13 protein-coding genes are annotated in these 15,869 nt (G+C 71.4%); 10 read left to right on the top strand and 3 right to left on the bottom strand.

Annotation, left to right across the window (positions count from 1 at the left end):
- Positions 1–151: 151 nt before the first annotated feature.
- Positions 152–766 carry a nucleotidyltransferase family protein gene (locus B3S45_RS03830; protein WP_228480891.1) on the bottom strand — a complete coding sequence of 205 codons (615 nt, stop codon included), beginning with the start codon at positions 764–766 and terminating at the stop codon, positions 152–154.
- Positions 767–815: 49 nt separating this feature from the next.
- Here B3S45_RS03830 and B3S45_RS03825 point away from each other — a divergent pair, with 49 nt between their 5' ends.
- The 6 genes from B3S45_RS03825 (at position 816) to treS (ending at position 10,046) form a co-directional block, all read left to right on the top strand.
- Entirely contained in the window at positions 816–1,979 is a 1,164-nt protein-coding gene (locus B3S45_RS03825) for an XdhC family protein (RefSeq protein ID WP_286717493.1), read from the top strand.
- A 111-nt stretch (positions 1,980–2,090) separates the two neighbouring features.
- On the top strand, positions 2,091–2,867 hold the full coding sequence (locus B3S45_RS03820) for a nucleoside phosphorylase (RefSeq protein ID WP_286717492.1): 777 nt from the start codon (positions 2,091–2,093) through the stop codon (positions 2,865–2,867).
- 230 nt (positions 2,868–3,097) lie between these two features.
- Complete coding sequence (locus B3S45_RS03815) at positions 3,098–3,934, top strand: FAD binding domain-containing protein (protein ID WP_286717490.1); 837 nt, start codon at positions 3,098–3,100, stop codon at positions 3,932–3,934.
- Positions 3,931–6,864, top strand: a complete 2,934-nt coding sequence (locus B3S45_RS03810; protein ID WP_286717488.1) for a molybdopterin-dependent oxidoreductase — start codon at positions 3,931–3,933, stop codon at positions 6,862–6,864. The genes B3S45_RS03815 and B3S45_RS03810 overlap by 4 nt, the downstream gene beginning before the upstream one ends.
- Positions 6,865–6,873: 9 nt before the next feature.
- Positions 6,874–7,458 carry a helix-turn-helix domain-containing protein gene (locus B3S45_RS03805; RefSeq protein ID WP_286717487.1) on the top strand — a complete coding sequence of 195 codons (585 nt, stop codon included), beginning with the start codon at positions 6,874–6,876 and terminating at the stop codon, positions 7,456–7,458.
- 281 nt (positions 7,459–7,739) lie between these two features.
- Positions 7,740–10,046: a maltose alpha-D-glucosyltransferase gene (gene treS, locus B3S45_RS03800; RefSeq protein WP_286717485.1), complete on the top strand. Its 2,307-nt coding sequence runs from the start codon at positions 7,740–7,742 to the stop codon at positions 10,044–10,046.
- A gap of 71 nt (positions 10,047–10,117) precedes the next feature.
- Here the strand turns inward: treS and B3S45_RS03795 are convergent, their stop codons facing one another.
- Positions 10,118–11,371: a maltokinase N-terminal cap-like domain-containing protein gene (locus B3S45_RS03795; protein WP_286717483.1), complete on the bottom strand. Its 1,254-nt coding sequence runs from the start codon at positions 11,369–11,371 to the stop codon at positions 10,118–10,120.
- Between the two features lie 89 nt (positions 11,372–11,460).
- On the opposite strand from B3S45_RS03795, the gene B3S45_RS03790 reads away from it, so the two are divergent.
- Entirely contained in the window at positions 11,461–12,105 is a 645-nt protein-coding gene (locus B3S45_RS03790) for a DUF2087 domain-containing protein (RefSeq protein WP_194384297.1), read from the top strand.
- A gap of 16 nt (positions 12,106–12,121) precedes the next feature.
- On the opposite strand, the gene B3S45_RS03785 is transcribed toward B3S45_RS03790, so the two are convergent.
- Complete coding sequence (locus B3S45_RS03785) at positions 12,122–12,868, bottom strand: SDR family oxidoreductase (RefSeq protein WP_286717481.1); 747 nt, start codon at positions 12,866–12,868, stop codon at positions 12,122–12,124.
- A 157-nt stretch (positions 12,869–13,025) separates the two neighbouring features.
- Here B3S45_RS03785 and sigJ point away from each other — a divergent pair, with 157 nt between their 5' ends.
- From sigJ to B3S45_RS03770, 3 genes are all read left to right on the top strand, one after another.
- Positions 13,026–13,895, top strand: a complete 870-nt coding sequence (gene sigJ / locus B3S45_RS03780; RefSeq protein WP_286717479.1) for an RNA polymerase sigma factor SigJ — start codon at positions 13,026–13,028, stop codon at positions 13,893–13,895.
- A 168-nt stretch (positions 13,896–14,063) separates the two neighbouring features.
- A complete protein-coding gene (locus B3S45_RS03775; protein WP_286717477.1) occupies positions 14,064–14,666 on the top strand; it encodes a helix-turn-helix domain-containing protein in 603 nt (200 codons plus the stop codon).
- A 110-nt stretch (positions 14,667–14,776) separates the two neighbouring features.
- Positions 14,777–15,844, top strand: coding sequence for an ABC transporter substrate-binding protein (locus tag B3S45_RS03770; protein ID WP_286717475.1), 1,068 nt, complete (start codon positions 14,777–14,779; stop codon positions 15,842–15,844).
- Positions 15,845–15,869 lie beyond the last annotated feature (25 nt).

Here is a 15,869-nt window from a genome sequence, read left to right as displayed (position 1 = left end):
GAACAACACCGGAGATCCGCGCCGCGAAGGCCGCCACAGGGCCATTCCGGCGGCTGGACCGAGGAATCTCCTGCGTTGTTCACGGCAGCGCGGCTCGATACGGGATGCGGCGTCGCGCGGGACGTAGCGCCGCGCGGGACGTGGCGGCGGGTCAGGGGGTGTCGATGTCGGCGCCCGACCAGAGGTCGCCGCAGTCGACGCGCGTGACGGCGTGGGCTCGCAGGTAGGCGCGGGCGCCGTCATCGCCCGCGACCTGCTGGGCGATCTCATCCAGGTGGCGGCCGCCGAGCAGCACCGGATGACCCGGGGCTCCGGCGTAAGACGCCTGCACCAGGGCGCCGGCGACGTCCGTTCCCGCGGCGTCGATCACCCGACGCACCGCGGCTGCTGGCGCGTCGGGCACGTCGACCGGCAGCACCACGACGGCCGCCACCCCGCCCGCCGTCACCCCGGGCGCCGTCACGCCGCCCACCGCCGCGCCGTTCGCCGCAACGAGGCCCGCGCGCAAGGTGGCCGACAGGCCGGCCGCCCAGTCGGCGACGTGCACGACTTCGGCCCCCGCCGGCACGAGGCCCGCGACCTCGTCGCCTCGCGCGCCGACCGCGACGAGCACGCGGTCGCACCCTCCTCGGCTCAGGGCCTGCACCGCCCGCACGAGCCATGGGGTTCCCGCCGCGTCTCGCGCCAGGCCCTTGGGAGCGCCGAATCGCGTGCCGGCACCGGCGGCGAGGACGAGCCCGACGATCGGCACGGCGCGGTCTCCCATGGCGTGGAAGCGTAGCGCGCCGGAAACACGACGGGGGTAGCGTGACGGCATGCTGGGCTTGGGATCCGAGGCGCACCGCCGCCTGCGCGCCGGCGAGCGCCTGGGCGTCGCCACGGTGATCGGAGTTCCCGGCAGCGCGCCGCGCGGCGTCGGGGCGTCGATGGCGGTCACCGTCGAGGGCGAGGTGATCGGCTCGATCTCGGGCGGATGCGTCGAGGCCGATGCCGTCGTGCTCGCCCGTCTCGCGCTGGCGACCGGATCGGCCCATCGCGCGACATACGGCCTGCCCGACCGCGACGCTCCGGCAGCGGGGCTCGCGTGCGGTGGCCGCATCGACGTGCTCGCCTACCCCATCGCCGTCGACGACCCCGTCGTTGCCGACGTGCTGGAGCGCGAGGACGCCGACCGTGCGATCACCGTGGGCCTGATCACCACCGGGCCCGACGCGGGACGCGCGTATGCGTCCCACGACGCCTCGGGACTCCCCGCCGCGCTCGAGGCCGACCTCGCCCGCGCAGCCCTCCTCCGCGAGAGCCGGCGCCTGGATCCCGCCGTCGACGCCGCCTCCACCGACCCGGCCTGTGAGCGGCCGGCATCCGAAACGCTCACCCCACCGGAGATGGTCGCGCTCAGTCGCGCGCCGCGCCCGCGACTCATCATCGCCGGCGCCGGCGAGCACGCTGCGGCGCTGTGCCGTATCGCGACCGCCGCGGGGTTCGCGGTGACGATCGTCGACGCGTGGGAGGTGCTCGTCACCGCGGAGCGATTCCCGGATGCCGCACGACGCGTCGTCGCCGCTCCCCACGATTACCTCGCCGACCAAGGTCCGGAAGACGTCGATCTGCGCACGGCGGTGTGCGTCCTCACCCACGACGAGCGGCTGGACATCCCAGCGCTGCAGACCGCCATCACGCTGCCGGTGGGCTTCGTCGGAGCGCTCGGCGCACGCCGCACCGTCGCCCGGCGCGCGCACCTCCTCGCCGAGCGGGGGGTGTCCGCAGACGCGATCGCGCGCATCCACATGCCCCTCGGACTCGACCTCGGCGGACACTCACCCGACGAGACGGCCATCGCGGCGCTGGCGGAGATCGTCGCCGCCAGACACGGAGGCACGGGCGCACCCCTCCGCGAGACGACGGGCCCGCTGCACGACACCCGCGATCGCGCGCGTCACGGCGCGAACGGCGCGGAGTCGCCGGCGCGCTCGTGCTAGCCTGCCGCGCGACGCGGTCCTATCAACCATGGCCTCTCGGCCGAGCACCGGATTCCGGGCGGTTCAGGGCGGGGACACCAGCGCATCCGACGCTGCACCCGAAGGAGAACCATGTCCACCACGCCCGCTCCCGTCGACAAGTCGCAAGCCGGCCTCGACACCCGTCAGTACCACATCGGCATCGCACCGGGTGAGGTGTCGAGCGTCGCCCTGCTGCCGGGCGATCCGTTCCGCGTGCCGCTGGTCGCGGAGTTCCTCACCGACGTGCGGGAGGTCGCGCACAACCGGGAGCACCGCACCATGACCGGCTGGTACAAGGGGCGTCACATCACCGCGACCTCGACGGGTATGGGATGCCCCTCCACGGCCATCGCGGTCGAGGAGCTCGCGCGCGTGGGCGTGACGAGCGTCATCCGCGTCGGGTCGTCGGCGGGGCTGCAGTCGGGCATCGCGCCCGGCGACCTCCTCGTGAGCGAAGGCAGCTACCGAATGGACGGCACGACCGATGCGTACCTCCCTCGCGGCTTCCCGTCGCTGCCGGATGCCGAGCTGACACTCGCGCTGAAGCGGAACGCGGAGCGGATCGCCACGGCCGCCGGCACGCGCGCGTATACCGGGATCAGCACATCGAGCGACGCCTTCTACGCCGAGACGCCGGAGCTGATCGCGGAGCTGAACGGCATGGGCATCCTCAACATGGAGATGGAGGCCTCGGCGATGTACGTCGTCGCCCGCCTCCGGGGGATGCGTGCCGGCATGGTGTGCGCGGCATCCAGCAACCTCGTCGACGGCGCCTCGGTCTACGGCGACACCAAGCAGGCGCTCAAGGACGGCTGGATGCACTCGATCGAGGCGGCCCTCGACACCGCCGCCGAGCTCGCGCTCTGACACCGGCCCGGGTTCTCGGGCGGCAGCGGTGGTGCGGCAAGTGCACGCGTTCTCGGCGAGTGAACGAGGAGGCGACGGTCTCGAGGGCGTGCACTCGGCGAGTTCTCGCGCATTCGACACGGCCGTGAGCACGCGCACGGATGCGCGGCTCACGCGTGCGAAACACCGGCGTAATGCCGCGGTGGTTGACTCTCCACACCTGTTCATGTGATCAACATCCCGAGGCGCCCGTGGACATCACGACCATCCGCGACTTCCGTGCCGCGCGCACGGCGGACGACCTCGCCCTCGCCGAGGGTGAGGTCGTCATCGCGGGCGGAACCTGGCTGATGAGCGAACCGCAGCCGGCCACGACCGGCTTCGTCGACCTCATGGCGATGGGCTGGCCGGACCTCGAGGTCACCGCCGAGGGCCTGCGCATCGGCGCCACCTGCACGATCGCGCGCCTCGTGCGCTGGGCCGAGCGCGAGGCTCCCGCGGCCTGGACCGCCGCGCCGCTGGCCGTCGACGCGGCCAACGCGCTGCTCGCGTCGTTCAAGATCTGGAACACCGCCACCGTCGGCGGCAACATCTGCCGCTCGTTCGCGGCAGCCGGCATGGTCGCCTTCACCGTCGCCCTCGACGGGGTCGCGGTGATCTGGTCGCCCGATCCGGACGCACCCGGCACCCTCCGCGAGCGACGCCGACCGGTCGCCGAGATCATCACCGGCAACGGCATGAACTCGCTCGCACGCGGCGATGTGCTGCGCGCGATCGAGATCCCCGACGCCGCCCTGCGGTCGCGTGCCGCGCTGCGCAAGATCGCGCTGGCCGAGCTCGGCCGATCCGGTGCCGTGGTCACCGGGCGCATCGATCCCGACGGCACGAGCGTGTTCGCCGTCACCGCCGCCACCGCCACGCCGACCGTGCGGCGGTTCGCTACGCTGCCCGAGGAGCAGGTGCTGACGGATGCCGTCGCCGGCGCATCCGGCTACTACACCGACCCGCTGGGGGCCGCCGACTGGCGTCGCGGGGTGAGCGTCGAGCTGGCGCGGCGCGTGCGGGCGCAGCTGGAGGAGGCCGCGTGAGGTTCGACGTCAACGGCTCCGCCATCGAGGCCGACCCCGCCCCGGGCCAGTGCCTGCGCACGCTGCTGCGCGAGCACGGGCACACCGAGGTGAAGAAGGGATGCGACGCCGGCGACTGCGGCGCCTGCAGCGTGATCCTCGACGGCGAGCCGGTGCACTCCTGCATCATCCCCGCCGCGCGCATGGAAGGCCGCACCGTCACCACGGCCGCCGGTCTCGCCCCGGGCGACGAGCTGCATCCGGTGCAGGAGGCGCTGGTCGAGAACTTCGGCTTCCAGTGCGGATTCTGCACGCCCGGCATGGCCGTGACCGCATCCACCCTGTGCGAGCACGATCTCGACGACCTCGATCGGCGGATGAAGGGGAACCTCTGCCGCTGCACCGGCTATCGCCCCATTCGCGCGTCGATCCGCGAGGCTGTCCTCGGCCCGGTCCGTGAGACAGGTCCAGCCGCGGCGCATCCCCCCACCACCACCTCTTCCACCACCACCCCTTCCACACCCACCCCTTCCATGTCCCGAAAACCGTCGGCAAAGGCACCTCATACCGACGGAAAGTGGGACATGGATGCAGGTGGCGCGGGCGCAGGTGTGGCAGGATCCGGCGCGGGTGTGGCAGGATCCGGCGCGGGTGTGGCAGGATCCGGCGCGGCCGCAGGCGTGGGGCGCTCGACGCAGCCGGAAGCGGCGCGGCGCGTGGTGCAGGGGCTGGAGCCCTACACGTTCGACGACGAGACCACCGGCGCCCTCGTGCTGAAGGTCGTCACCTCGCCCGTGGCGCACGCGCGCATCCGTTCGATCGACACGACGGCGGCGCTCGCGATCCCGGGGGTCGTCGCCGTCTACACGCACGAGGATGCGCCCGCGACCCGCTACTCCTCCGGGCGGCACGAGCACCGCACCGACGATCCCGACGACATGCGGATGCTCGACGACGTCGTGCGCCACATCGGCCAGCGGGTCGCGGCCGTCGTCGCCGAGGACGCCACAGCAGCGGATGCGGCCGTCGCCGCGGTGGTCGTGGTGTACGACGAGCTCCCGGCCGTCTTCGAGCCCGAAGCCGCTCGCGCCCCGGGCGCGCCGCTCCTGCATCCCGACCGCACGCCCGCGGACCGCGTCGTCGAGGCGGCGCGGAACGTGGTCGCCGCGGCCCACAAGACCGTGGGCGACGACCCCGAGGCCGCCCTGACGAACAGCGCCGTGACCGTGAGCGGAACGTGGCAGACATCCCGCGTCTCGCACGCGCAGCTGGAGACGCACGGCGCGATCGGATGGCTGGACGACGATGGGCGCCTGGTCATCCGGTCCTCGACCCAGGTGCCCTTCCTCACCCGCGACGAGCTCTGCCACGTGCTCGACCTCGAGCCCGAGAAGGTGCGCGTGTACGCCCCGCGCGTGGGAGGCGGGTTCGGCGGCAAGCAGGAGATCTTCACCGAAGACCTCGTCGCCCTCGCCGTGCTGCGCACCGGCCGGCGCGTGGCCTACGAGTTCTCGCGCACCGACCAGTTCCAGCGGGCGTCGATGCGGCATCCGATGCGCGTGTCGGTGAGCCTCGGCGCGACCGCGGCCGGCGAGCTGACGGCGATGACGATCGACGTGCTGAGCGACACCGGCGCGTACGGCAACCACGCGATCGGCGTGATGTTCCACGCGGTCGCCGAGTCTCAGATGCTCTACCGCTGCCCCGCCCGCCGCATCGACGCCGAGGCGGTCTACACGAACAACGTCCCCTCGGGCGCCTTCCGCGGGTACGGCCTGGGTCAGGTGATCCTCGGGGTGGAGTCGGCGATGGACATGCTCGCCGAGAAGCTCGGAATCGATCCGTTCGACCTGCGCCGCATCAACGCCGTGCGCGAGGGCGACGAGCTGCAGGACGACCACCCCCACGACGACGTCGCGTGGGGAAGCTACGGTCTCGATCAGTGCCTCGACCTCGCGCAGGATGCGCTCCGTCGCGGCAACGGCGTCGAGGCCCCCGAGGGCTGGGCGGTCGGCGAGGGCATGGCGGCGTCGATGATCTCGACCATGGCCCCGCGCGGGCACGTCGCGCACGCAACGGTCACCCTCACCCCGGCCGGCACCTACCTGCTGGGCGTCGGCACCGCCGAGTTCGGCAACGGCACCTCGACCGTGCTCCGGCAGATCGCCGCCGACGTGTACTCCGCCCCCGGCGACCGAGTGCGGCTGTGGCAGGCCGACACGGATGCGGTCGAGCACGACACCGGTGCGTTCGCGTCGGCGGGAACAACGGTTGCGGGCAAGGCGCTCTACGCCGCGTGCCTGGCGCTGCGAGATCGGATGCTGTCACTGGCGGCATCCCTCACCGGCACGTCGCCGACCGAGGCCGTCCTCACGCCCGACGGTGTCGTCACCGCCGATCGCGTGGTGTCGTTCGCCGAGCTCGTCGATGCGGCGACGGAGGACGAGCGCCGCCCGGAGGGGCTGATCGCCGAGGGGTGGGAGCGCGGCGACATCCGGTCCCTCGCCTTCAACGTGCACGCCGTGCGGGTCGCCGTCGATCGGTCGACCGGCACGGTGCGGGTGCTGCAGAGCGTCCAGTCCGCCGACGCCGGCTTCGTCATGAACCCCGCGCAGTGCCGCGGGCAGGTCGAGGGCGGTGCCGCACAGGGGCTCGGCAGCGCGCTCTACGAAGAGGTTCTCGTCGAAGACGGCCGGGTGCTGAACCCGGTCTTCCGCACGTATCGGGTGCCGCAGATGGCCGACATCCCCGACACCGAGGTGTACTTCGCCGAGACCCACGACGCGATCGGACCGTTCGGGGCGAAGTCGATGAGCGAGTCGCCCTACAACCCCGTCGCCCCGGCGGTCGGCAATGCGATCGCACGGGCCCTCGGAACGCGCCCGTTCCACCAGCCGTTCACGCGCGAGCGGGTGTGGCGGCTGACGCAGCCCGATTCGGCGACGGGCTAAGGTGAGGCGGTGCCCGCCAGCGACCAGCCCGCCTCGATCGATCAACTGATCGGCGACCGTCTCGGGCGCGCGATCCGCGAGGCCCGGTCCGAGCGGAAGCTGTCGATGCGGGCGCTGGCCACGACCGCCGAGATCAGCCAGCCGTTCCTCAGCCAGATCGAGAGCGGGCAGACGATGCCCTCGCTCATCACGCTGTACCGCATCGCGAACGCGCTGGACATGTCACCGTCGGCCCTGCTGCCGGCCGATCCCGACCCCGAGGTCGTGCACGTCTCGCGCGCCGCCGATGCGCGCTGGGTGCCGGTATCCGAGGCGCCCGACACGGCGCACACCCGCGTGATCCACGCCGGTGTCACCTCGCTCCAGGAGTACCTGGTCAGACCCGGCGAGCGCGTCGGCGACTGGTTCGAATCCGACGGCGAGGTCGTGCACTACGTCATCGAGGGCTCCCTCGCGCTCGAGATCGAAGGCCTCGGCGTGTGGGAACTGAGCGAAGGGGATGCGATCGCCCACCCGGGAGCGCTCCGCAACCGCTGGCAGTCCCGCGGCGACGGCTCCGCCCGCGTCGCGCTCATCTACACCGCCGGCTCCTGACACCGCGCGAGCCGCCGCGCCGTCCCACCGCCGCCCGTCGTCGCCGCATCCGCGCGAGCCGCGCCATCCCGCCCCGCCGTGCCGCCCCGCCGCCGCCGTTCACAACTCCTCACATCCGGGTCATCCTGGCAGCTCCGGCCCCATCCACCGCCTCATCCGGTCGATCGTGAGGAGTTGTGAACGGGAGAAGCGCGTGCCCGCGCGACGCGCCGTCCCATACCGCGTCCACGCCAGGGTGTCGACTCCTCGTTTCCGCGACGGATCCTCCGTAGGTTGGACGCATGGCGCGACACGAGCACCGGCCCGAGGAGCTGTACACCGGTCCCATCGATCTGCCTGGGCTGCGCGAGCTCGCCGAGGCGGAGTCCGAGGTCGACCCGCCGGAGATCACGTACGACGAGCAGCGTTATCCGGCCCGTCCGCGGCGGCTGCGTCCGCGCGACCAGCTGCGTCGCGGCGGCGTGCGGCGCCGGGCGACGGATCCGCGAACCGCGAACGGCACCAACCCGCGCTACGTCGAGTGGCTCGTGAACCAGTCGATGCTCCACGACGCCGATGTGCTCGCACGCGAGGTGTCGGGGCAGCCGGCGATGTGGCGCAACCCCTACGCGAGACCGGATGCGCGGCGCGCGATCGCGGCGACCGACGTGTGGTTCACGGCGTATCCGATCTCGCTCATCACCCGTCCGGGGCAGTCGTTCCTGTCCGCCCTCGGCGAGGAGCAGCTGTGGGCGGCCTTCGAGCGCATCGGCATCACGGCGATCCACACCGGTCCGGTCAAGCGCGCGGGCGGCATTGCGGGATGGGTCGACACCCCGAGCGTCGACGGTCACTTCGACCGCATCAGCACGCAGATCGACCCCACCTTCGGAACGGATGACCAGTTCCGTGCGCTGTGCGATGCGGCAGAAGGCCACGGCGGCAGCATCATCGACGACATCGTTCCCGGTCACACCGGCAAGGGCGCCGACTTCCGCCTCGCCGAGATGGGGTACAAGGATTACCCCGGGATCTACCACATGGTCGAGATCCAGCCGGAGGACTGGGGGCTCCTGCCCGACGTGCCCGACGGCGTCGACAGCGTCAACCTCGACCCCGCGACCGAGCACGAGCTCGCCGAGCGCGGGTACATCATCGGCGCCCTGCAGCGCGTCATCTTCTACACGCCGGGCGTGAAGGAGACCAACTGGAGCGCGACCGCACCCGTCGCCGGCCCGGACGGCGTCACCCGGCGGTGGGTCTACCTGCACTACTTCAAGCAGGGGCAGCCCTCGATCAACTGGCTCGACCCCACGTTCGCCGGCATGCGCCTGGTGATCGGCGACGCCCTCCACTCGCTCGGCGAGCTGGGGACGACGGCGCTGCGCCTCGACGCCAACGGCTTCCTCGGCGTCGAGAAGAGCGCGGAGGGGCTGCCGGCATGGTCGGAGGGGCATCCGCTCTCGCACGCGGCGAACCACATCATCGGCGGCATGGTTCGCAAGGTCGGCGGCTTCACCTTCCAGGAGCTGAACCTGACCATGGAGGACATCCGCGACACCGGTGCGGTGGGTGCCGACCTGTCCTACGACTTCGTCGGTCGCCCCGGGTACCACCATGCCCTCGCGACCGGGCAGACCGAGTTCCTGCGCCTCGCGCTCACGACGTCGCTCGAGCTCGGCGTGGAGCCGGTGCAGCTCGTGCACGGACTGCAGAACCACGACGAGCTCACCTACGAGCTGGTGCACTGGGCGACCCGGCACGCCGACGATGAGTACCGCTTCCGCGGGGCCGAGATCACCGGCGGCGACCTCGCCGAACTCGTGCGGGCGGAGCTCACCGAGAGTCTCACGGGCACCGCGGACTACAACCGGGTCTTCACGCAGAACGGCATCGCGTGCACGACGACCTCCCTCATCGCCGCGACGCGCGGCTTCGCGCGCCTCGACGACATCACCGAAGCCGACGTGCCCACGATCCGCGACGCGCACCTGCTGCTGTGCGCGTACAACGCGTGGCAGCCGGGCGTGTTCGCCCTGTCGGGCTGGGATCTCACCGGGATGCTCACCGTGGCGCCCGACGAGGTCGCCGACCTCGTCGCATCCGGAGACACCCGGTGGATCGAGCGCGGCGCACACGACCTGCTCGACGTGGCCCCCAAGGCGACCGGATCGGCGGCGGGGATGCCACGCGCCCGCTCGCTCTACGGGCCCCTCCCCGCGCAGCTCGACGACCCCGAGTCCTTCGCGTCGCGGCTCAGTGAGGTGCTCGAACTGCGCCGGCGGCACGGCATCGCCACCGCGACCCAGGTCGACATCCCCCAGGTCGCCCACGCCGGGATGCTCGTGCTGGTGCACCGTCTCGACGAGGGTGATCCGCAGGCCGAGGCCCCGTTGCAGGTGACCGTGCTGAACTTCGCCGGCGAGCCGACCGAGGGAACCGTGCACTCGGACCACCTCACGCCGGGCGCCGAGGTGATCGACGAGGCGAGCGGCGAGTCGGTCGGAACCGTCGACGATCTGCACAGCTTCTCGGTCTCGCTGCCCGCATACGGCGCGATGTTCCTCCTGCTCGAGGCACCGGAGTCATCCGAGGAACCGGCGGACTGACTCCGGGCGGCGGACGTTCAGGCGGGCGGACGTGCCCAGGCGGGCGGTGCCCGGGAGGTGCCGGATGCGGCTCAGGCGGCGCGGAAGGTGAGCGCGGCGTCGATTCCGGCGAGCGGCACGGGCAGCCAGTCGGGCCGGTTGCGGGCCTCGTAGATGGTCTCGTAGACCGCCTTGTCGAGCACGAGCGCACGCAGCAGCGTGCCGTCGAGGTCGGCTGACCCGGCGGCGGTGGCGTAGGCGTCGATGAAGACCCGCTGGCAATCGGCCGTCCAGGTCGCCGCATCGGGGCCGCCGCCGACCGCGCCGGCGTAGTCGAAGGACCGCAGCATGCCCGCGACGTCGCGCAACGCGAGATCCGGGATCGCCCGCTCCTCCATCGGCCGCAGCGGCTCGCCCTCGAAGTCGACGAGACGCCAGCCACGGCCGGGCACCGCCAGCACCTGACCGAGGTGCAGGTCGCCGTGGATGCGCTGCAGTCGCGGCCACGCCTCGTCGAGCGCGGCGCGGTAGACGGCGTCGATGGCGTCGACCCGATCGGCGACGGCGGGCACCTCGGATGCCGCGATCCGCAGCCGCCGCTGCCAGGTGTCGCCGGTGGCCGCCACCAGGTCGGGGGCGGCATCGGCGGTGTCCAGCGTGACGCTGAGGGCTCCATGCACGCCGGCGACCGCGATCGCGAGATCCCGCGCGGCGTCGGTGAAATCGCGGCCATCGCGGGCGGCATCCAAAGCGATCGCCCACCCGTCGCGCACGCCCGGGAGGAACTCCTGCGCGAAGCCGAGCGTGCCGTGCGCGGAGCCCGCCTCGCGTCCGACATCCGGCCATGACGCGTCCTTGCTGCCGAAGAACCGCGGGATGTAGGGCGAGCCGGCGGCGCTGAGGGCGCGCTGAACGGTCACATCGGGATTCTCGCCGTGGTGAAGGGTGCGGAAGAGCTTCAGGATGATCGTTGGCTCACCCCGCTCCTCGAACACGATGGACGTGTTGGACTGTTCGCCGGTGAGCACGCGCGCGCCGGTCACGCGGCGCACATCCACCCCCATTTCGGCGAGTGTGTCGATGGCGAAGTCCTGCTGCCGAGCGGCATCGACGAGGGCGCTGCCGTCGCGCGGGTCGATGACGTCGGCGTCGTCGGCCGACGACGCCTGCACGAGGGGGACGTGGTAGAGGGTGGGCAGCGTTCCGGCGTCGTCCATGACGAGATAGCGGGTGCTGCCGGCCGGCCCGGGTTGCGCGTCGAGGATCCGCAGGCGCGGCTGGTGCCCTTTACCGGCATACCAGCGCTGAGTCGTCATCCAGGCCGCGAGCGCATCGATGAAGTCCACGCTCCACCGTGGCGTGGATCGGATGCTCGCCACAAGGGGTGGACGCGGGCGGTCATGGCGTGCAACCCTGCACCGCCTACCGTGGAGGGATGAGCGAGCAGCCCAGGGCGGTGGGACCCGCGGAGGTCGCGCCGCGGCGATGGCGCGCGGTGATCGCGGCGCTGGCCAACGAGTCGGCGCGACGCGTCTACGCCGAGCTGATCCTCGGCGTCGAGAGCACCACCCTGGCCTCCCTGTCGCCATCGCGACGTCGCCAGATCACGAAGGTGCTGACGCAGTCCGGCCTCGTCTCGGAGAAGGACGGACGCCTCGTCGCCGGCAACGCCGTCTTCGCAGACCTGCTGGCCTCGGCACCGCCGACGCCGAAACCCGCCGGGCTCGACCGGTTCTTCGACGAGCAGGGTCGCATCGCGGTCTACCCGTCGAACGCGACGATCCGCGGCGAGCTCCTCGCCGCGATCGCCCCGTCGATCCTGAAGCCCGGCGAGGTGCTGAGCGAGCAGCGGATCAACGCCCGGTTGAGCGACGTCACGCATGATGTCGCGGTTCTTCGGCGCCACCTCGTCGACCACGGCCTGATCGAACGCACTCCATCCGGCACCGCATACTCCCTCGTGGCGCCCGAATCTGCGGAGACGGACGTTCCGCGCGTTCACAACTCCTCAATTTCGCCCACCGATGTGCCCGGGACGGACTTTTCGACCCCTCGTGGCCGAGATCTTGAGGAGTTGTGAACGGCGAGGTCCTCGCTCAGCCCGTGGTGCGCTCCAGCCAGGCGTCGAAGGTCTCGACGCCGAGCTCCGCCCCGGCACTCGGCAGCAGGGTGCCGTCTCGCTGGGCCTTGCCGAGCCCGCCGGGCAGCGGGACGGCCGGAATCCACCCGCGGTGCCCGGATGCGCGAGCCCACCGGCGAACCATGTCGACCAGCGACTCCTCGCGGGGACCCGCGAGCTCGACATAGCCACCGCGCGCGGGGGATTCCACCAGGTCGACCAGGCGCGACGCGACCTCGCGCGCGGCGATCGGCTGCGTACGCATCTTCGGTGCGAGGTGCAGCGGCCCGGCATGCGCGGTGGCGTAGATCTGCTCGGCGAATTCGTGGAACTGCGTCGCGCGCAGGATCGTCCACGGCACCGGCCCGGCCTCGATGGCGATCTCCTGCGCGCGCTTGCCGGCGTAGTAGTCGAACGGGGCGCGCTCCACGCCGACGATCGACAGCGCGACATGCCGTTCGATGCCGGCGCGCTGCTCGGCGGCGAGGAGCGTGCGGGTCGCCGTCTCGAAGAAGTCCGTGGACGCATCCGCATTCATCGTTCCCACGTTCGTCACATCGACGACCCCTTCGGCGCCGCGCAGGGCCGCGTCGACGCCCGCGCCCGTGCTCAGATCGACGCCGCGGGAGCGCGCCAGCACGACGACCTCGTGTCCGCGAGCGCGGGCGTCGGCGACGACCAGCCCGCCCATGAGTCCCGTTCCCCCGGCGACTGCGATTCTCATGCTCTTCCTCTCTCCGTTCCGGATGCCCCGATGGGCCCCTTGCCGGATCGACGACGTAGCCCCGACGAACGTGAGCCTCACAGATCCACCCGGTTCCTCGTCGTGTTGTTCAGGGGGCGATGATGGACACCACCGCCGCCGCAGAGGGAGGCAGCCCATGACCGCCGACGATGTTGCCGCCGTGCTCGATGCTGAGCGGCCGGCCTTGCGGGGGCTTGCGTATCGCATGCTGGGCAGCCTGAGCGATGCCGAGGATGCGTTCGTGCGGTGGGTGCGCCTGACGAATGAGCAACGGGCGTCGATCGAGAATCCGGGGGCGTGGATGATGCGGGTGACCTCGCGCATCTGCCTCGACATGCTCGGGTCTGCCCGCGCACGTCGAGAGACCTACGTCGGGCCGTGGCTCCCCGAACCGGTTCCCGCGCTGGCAGAGCCGCCGGTGTCGGATCCTCTCGAGCGGGTCACCCTCGACGACTCGGTGAGCATGGCGCTGCAGGTCGTGCTCGACACGCTCACCCCGGCCGAGCGGGTGGCGTTCGTGCTGCATGACGTGTTCGAGCTGCCGTTCGCGCAGATCGCCGAGACCGTCGGACGGTCGGTGGAGGCGACGCGGCAGCTGGCCTCTTCCGCCCGACGCAAGGTGCGTTCCCGCACCGATGACGCCGCGCCGCGCGAACGGCATGACGCGGTCGCGGCCGCCTTCGCCGCCGCGACCGGTTTGGGCGACTTCGACGCGCTGGTCGCGCTCCTCGATCCGGATGTGACACTCACCTCCGACGGGGGCGGCAAGGTCAGCGCCGCGCGGCGCCCGGTGCTCGGCGCGGTCAATGTCGCGCGTTTCATCCTGGGTGTGCTCACCCAGCGCCCGGATGCGAGGGTCGACCCGATCGCAACGGCCGACGGACTCGGGTTCATCGTCAGCGAGAACGCGGTGGTCGACACCGTCATGGTGCTGGGGGTGCGCGCCGACCGCGTGTCGGACGTGTGGCTCGTGCGCAATCCCGACAAGCTCACCAGCTGGCGCTGACCCCGGCCCCCGCCTCCGTCCCGGTCGCTGGGCGAGGAGACCGAAACGCAGGCCGCCCTCGTTTCGACTCGCTCCGCTCACTCAACGACCGGGGGGCTCCGCTCACTCAACGACCAGGGGGCTCCACTCGCTCGACAGCCGGGAGGACGGGCCGTCTATCGTGGAGCCGTGCCCGAATCCCGCGCCGCAGAGAACCCCGCCGTCTCCGACGCGGCCATCAGCTCGCTGCTCGGCGCGGCGATCCGCGAAGCACGCCAGGCGCGCAAGCTCTCCATGCGAGCCCTGGCGGCGAGCGCGAACGTGAGCCAGCCGTTCCTCAGCACCGTGGAGAGCGGGCAGACGATGCCGTCGCTGGCATCGCTGTATCGCATCGCGGCGGCGCTCGAGGTGTCGCCGTCGCACCTCCTCCCGGCGGCGGGGGAACCGGAGCCGATCACGGTGTCGCGACGGGATGCCAGCGGGTGGGCGCCGATCACCGACCATCCGGACACGGGATTTCACCGCGTGGTGTCCTCGGGCACCGCCCGACGGGCGACGGTGCAGGAGTACGTGCTCGAGCCCGGGCAGCGTCTGGGCGACTGGTACCAGTCCGACGGTGAGCTCACCGTCTACGTCGCGGAGGGATCGATCACGGTCGAGGTCGAGGGTCGCGGCTCGTGGGAGCTCGACGAGGGTGAGGCGATCGCGCATCCCGGGGCCCTTCGAAACCACTGGTCGGTGCGGGGGAACGGGCGCACCCGCATCGTGCTGGTGTACGCCGGCGACAGCTGACCGCAGGAAACACATCCGTAACGTCATCGCTATTTGTTATCAACGATAGCTATCTACTATCGATCGCATCCCGACCCGCGTGTCCTGTGACACCCCACGAAAGACGATCGATGGCATTCCTCACCCGCAGCATCGGTGTCGCCGCCGCGTTGGCCGCCTCGGCCCTCGCCCTCTCGGCGTGCTCCGGCACCTCCACCTCCGACACGACCTCCGGCTCCACAGCCGCCGCATCCGCCGACGACTTCGGCGACCTCACCGTCCAGCTGAGCTGGATCAAGAACGAGGAGTTCTCGGGCGAGTACATCGCCGACACCGAGGGCTACTACGACGAAGCCGGCTTCGAGACGGTCAGCCTCGTACCCGGCCCGTCTTCGGGCGCCACCGAGCTCATCAGCGGCACCGCCGACGTCGCCATCAGCGACGCGGTCGCCATCGGCTCGGTCGTCGCGAGCGAGGGTGCGCCCTTGAAGATCGTGGGCGCACTGTTCCAGAAGAACCCGTTCTCGGTCCTCTCCCTGGCCGATGCCGGAAACATCGCGACGCCCGAAGACCTCATCGGCAAGCGCATCGGCGTGCAGGATTCCAATCGCGCGATCTTCGACGCACTCCTCCTGGCGAACGACATCGGAGCGGATGAGGTCGAGATCGTGCCGGTGCAGTACGACACATCGCCCCTGACCACCGGTGAAGTCGACGGCTTCATCTCGTACCTCACCAACGAGTCCCTCACCGTTGCGATGGAGGGCTACGACACGGTCGACCTGGCGTTCGCCGACAACGGCCTGCCGTTCGTCGCGAAGACCTACACGGTCACCGACGAGACGATCGAGAACGACCGCGAGATGGTGAAGGCTTTCCTCGAGGCCGAGATCCGCGGCTGGACCGAGGCCCTCGCCGATCCCGCCGTCGGCGTCGAGCTGGCCATGACGGAGTACGGCGCCGATCTCGGGCTCGACGAGGAGCACTCGCTCGCGGGCGCCGAGGCGCAGGTCGCCCTCATCAGCACCGACGAGACGCTCGAGAACGGCCTGTTCACCATTTCGGATGCGTTGGTCGAGGAGAACCTCGCCAGCCTCGCCGCGGCCGGGATCGACATCGACGCGGAGGCGCTGTTCGACCTGTCACTGCTGGCCGAGGTGTATGACGAGAACCCCGACCTCGTCGCCTACGAGCAGTAGAGTCCTTCCTCCCGGGGGCGGCGCA

It is taken from the genome of Microbacterium sp. UBA1612 (genome assembly GCF_002321605.1).
Lineage (GTDB): Bacteria > Actinomycetota > Actinomycetes > Actinomycetales > Microbacteriaceae > Microbacterium > Microbacterium luteum.
This window is presented reverse-complemented; position numbering and strand designations above follow the sequence as displayed.

Coding starts and splice junctions, on each gene's coding strand:
- B3S45_RS03830 (WP_228480891.1), bottom strand. CDS start 766: ATGGGAGACCGCGCCGTGCCGATCGTCGGGCTCGTCCTCGCCGCCGGT.
- B3S45_RS03825 (WP_286717493.1), top strand. CDS start 816: ATGCTGGGCTTGGGATCCGAGGCGCACCGCCGCCTGCGCGCCGGCGAG.
- B3S45_RS03820 (WP_286717492.1), top strand. CDS start 2,091: ATGTCCACCACGCCCGCTCCCGTCGACAAGTCGCAAGCCGGCCTCGAC.
- treS (WP_286717485.1), top strand. CDS start 7,740: ATGGCGCGACACGAGCACCGGCCCGAGGAGCTGTACACCGGTCCCATC.
- B3S45_RS03790 (WP_194384297.1), top strand. CDS start 11,461: ATGAGCGAGCAGCCCAGGGCGGTGGGACCCGCGGAGGTCGCGCCGCGG.
- B3S45_RS03785 (WP_286717481.1), bottom strand. CDS start 12,868: ATGAGAATCGCAGTCGCCGGGGGAACGGGACTCATGGGCGGGCTGGTC.
- sigJ (WP_286717479.1), top strand. CDS start 13,026: ATGACCGCCGACGATGTTGCCGCCGTGCTCGATGCTGAGCGGCCGGCC.
- B3S45_RS03770 (WP_286717475.1), top strand. CDS start 14,777: ATGGCATTCCTCACCCGCAGCATCGGTGTCGCCGCCGCGTTGGCCGCC.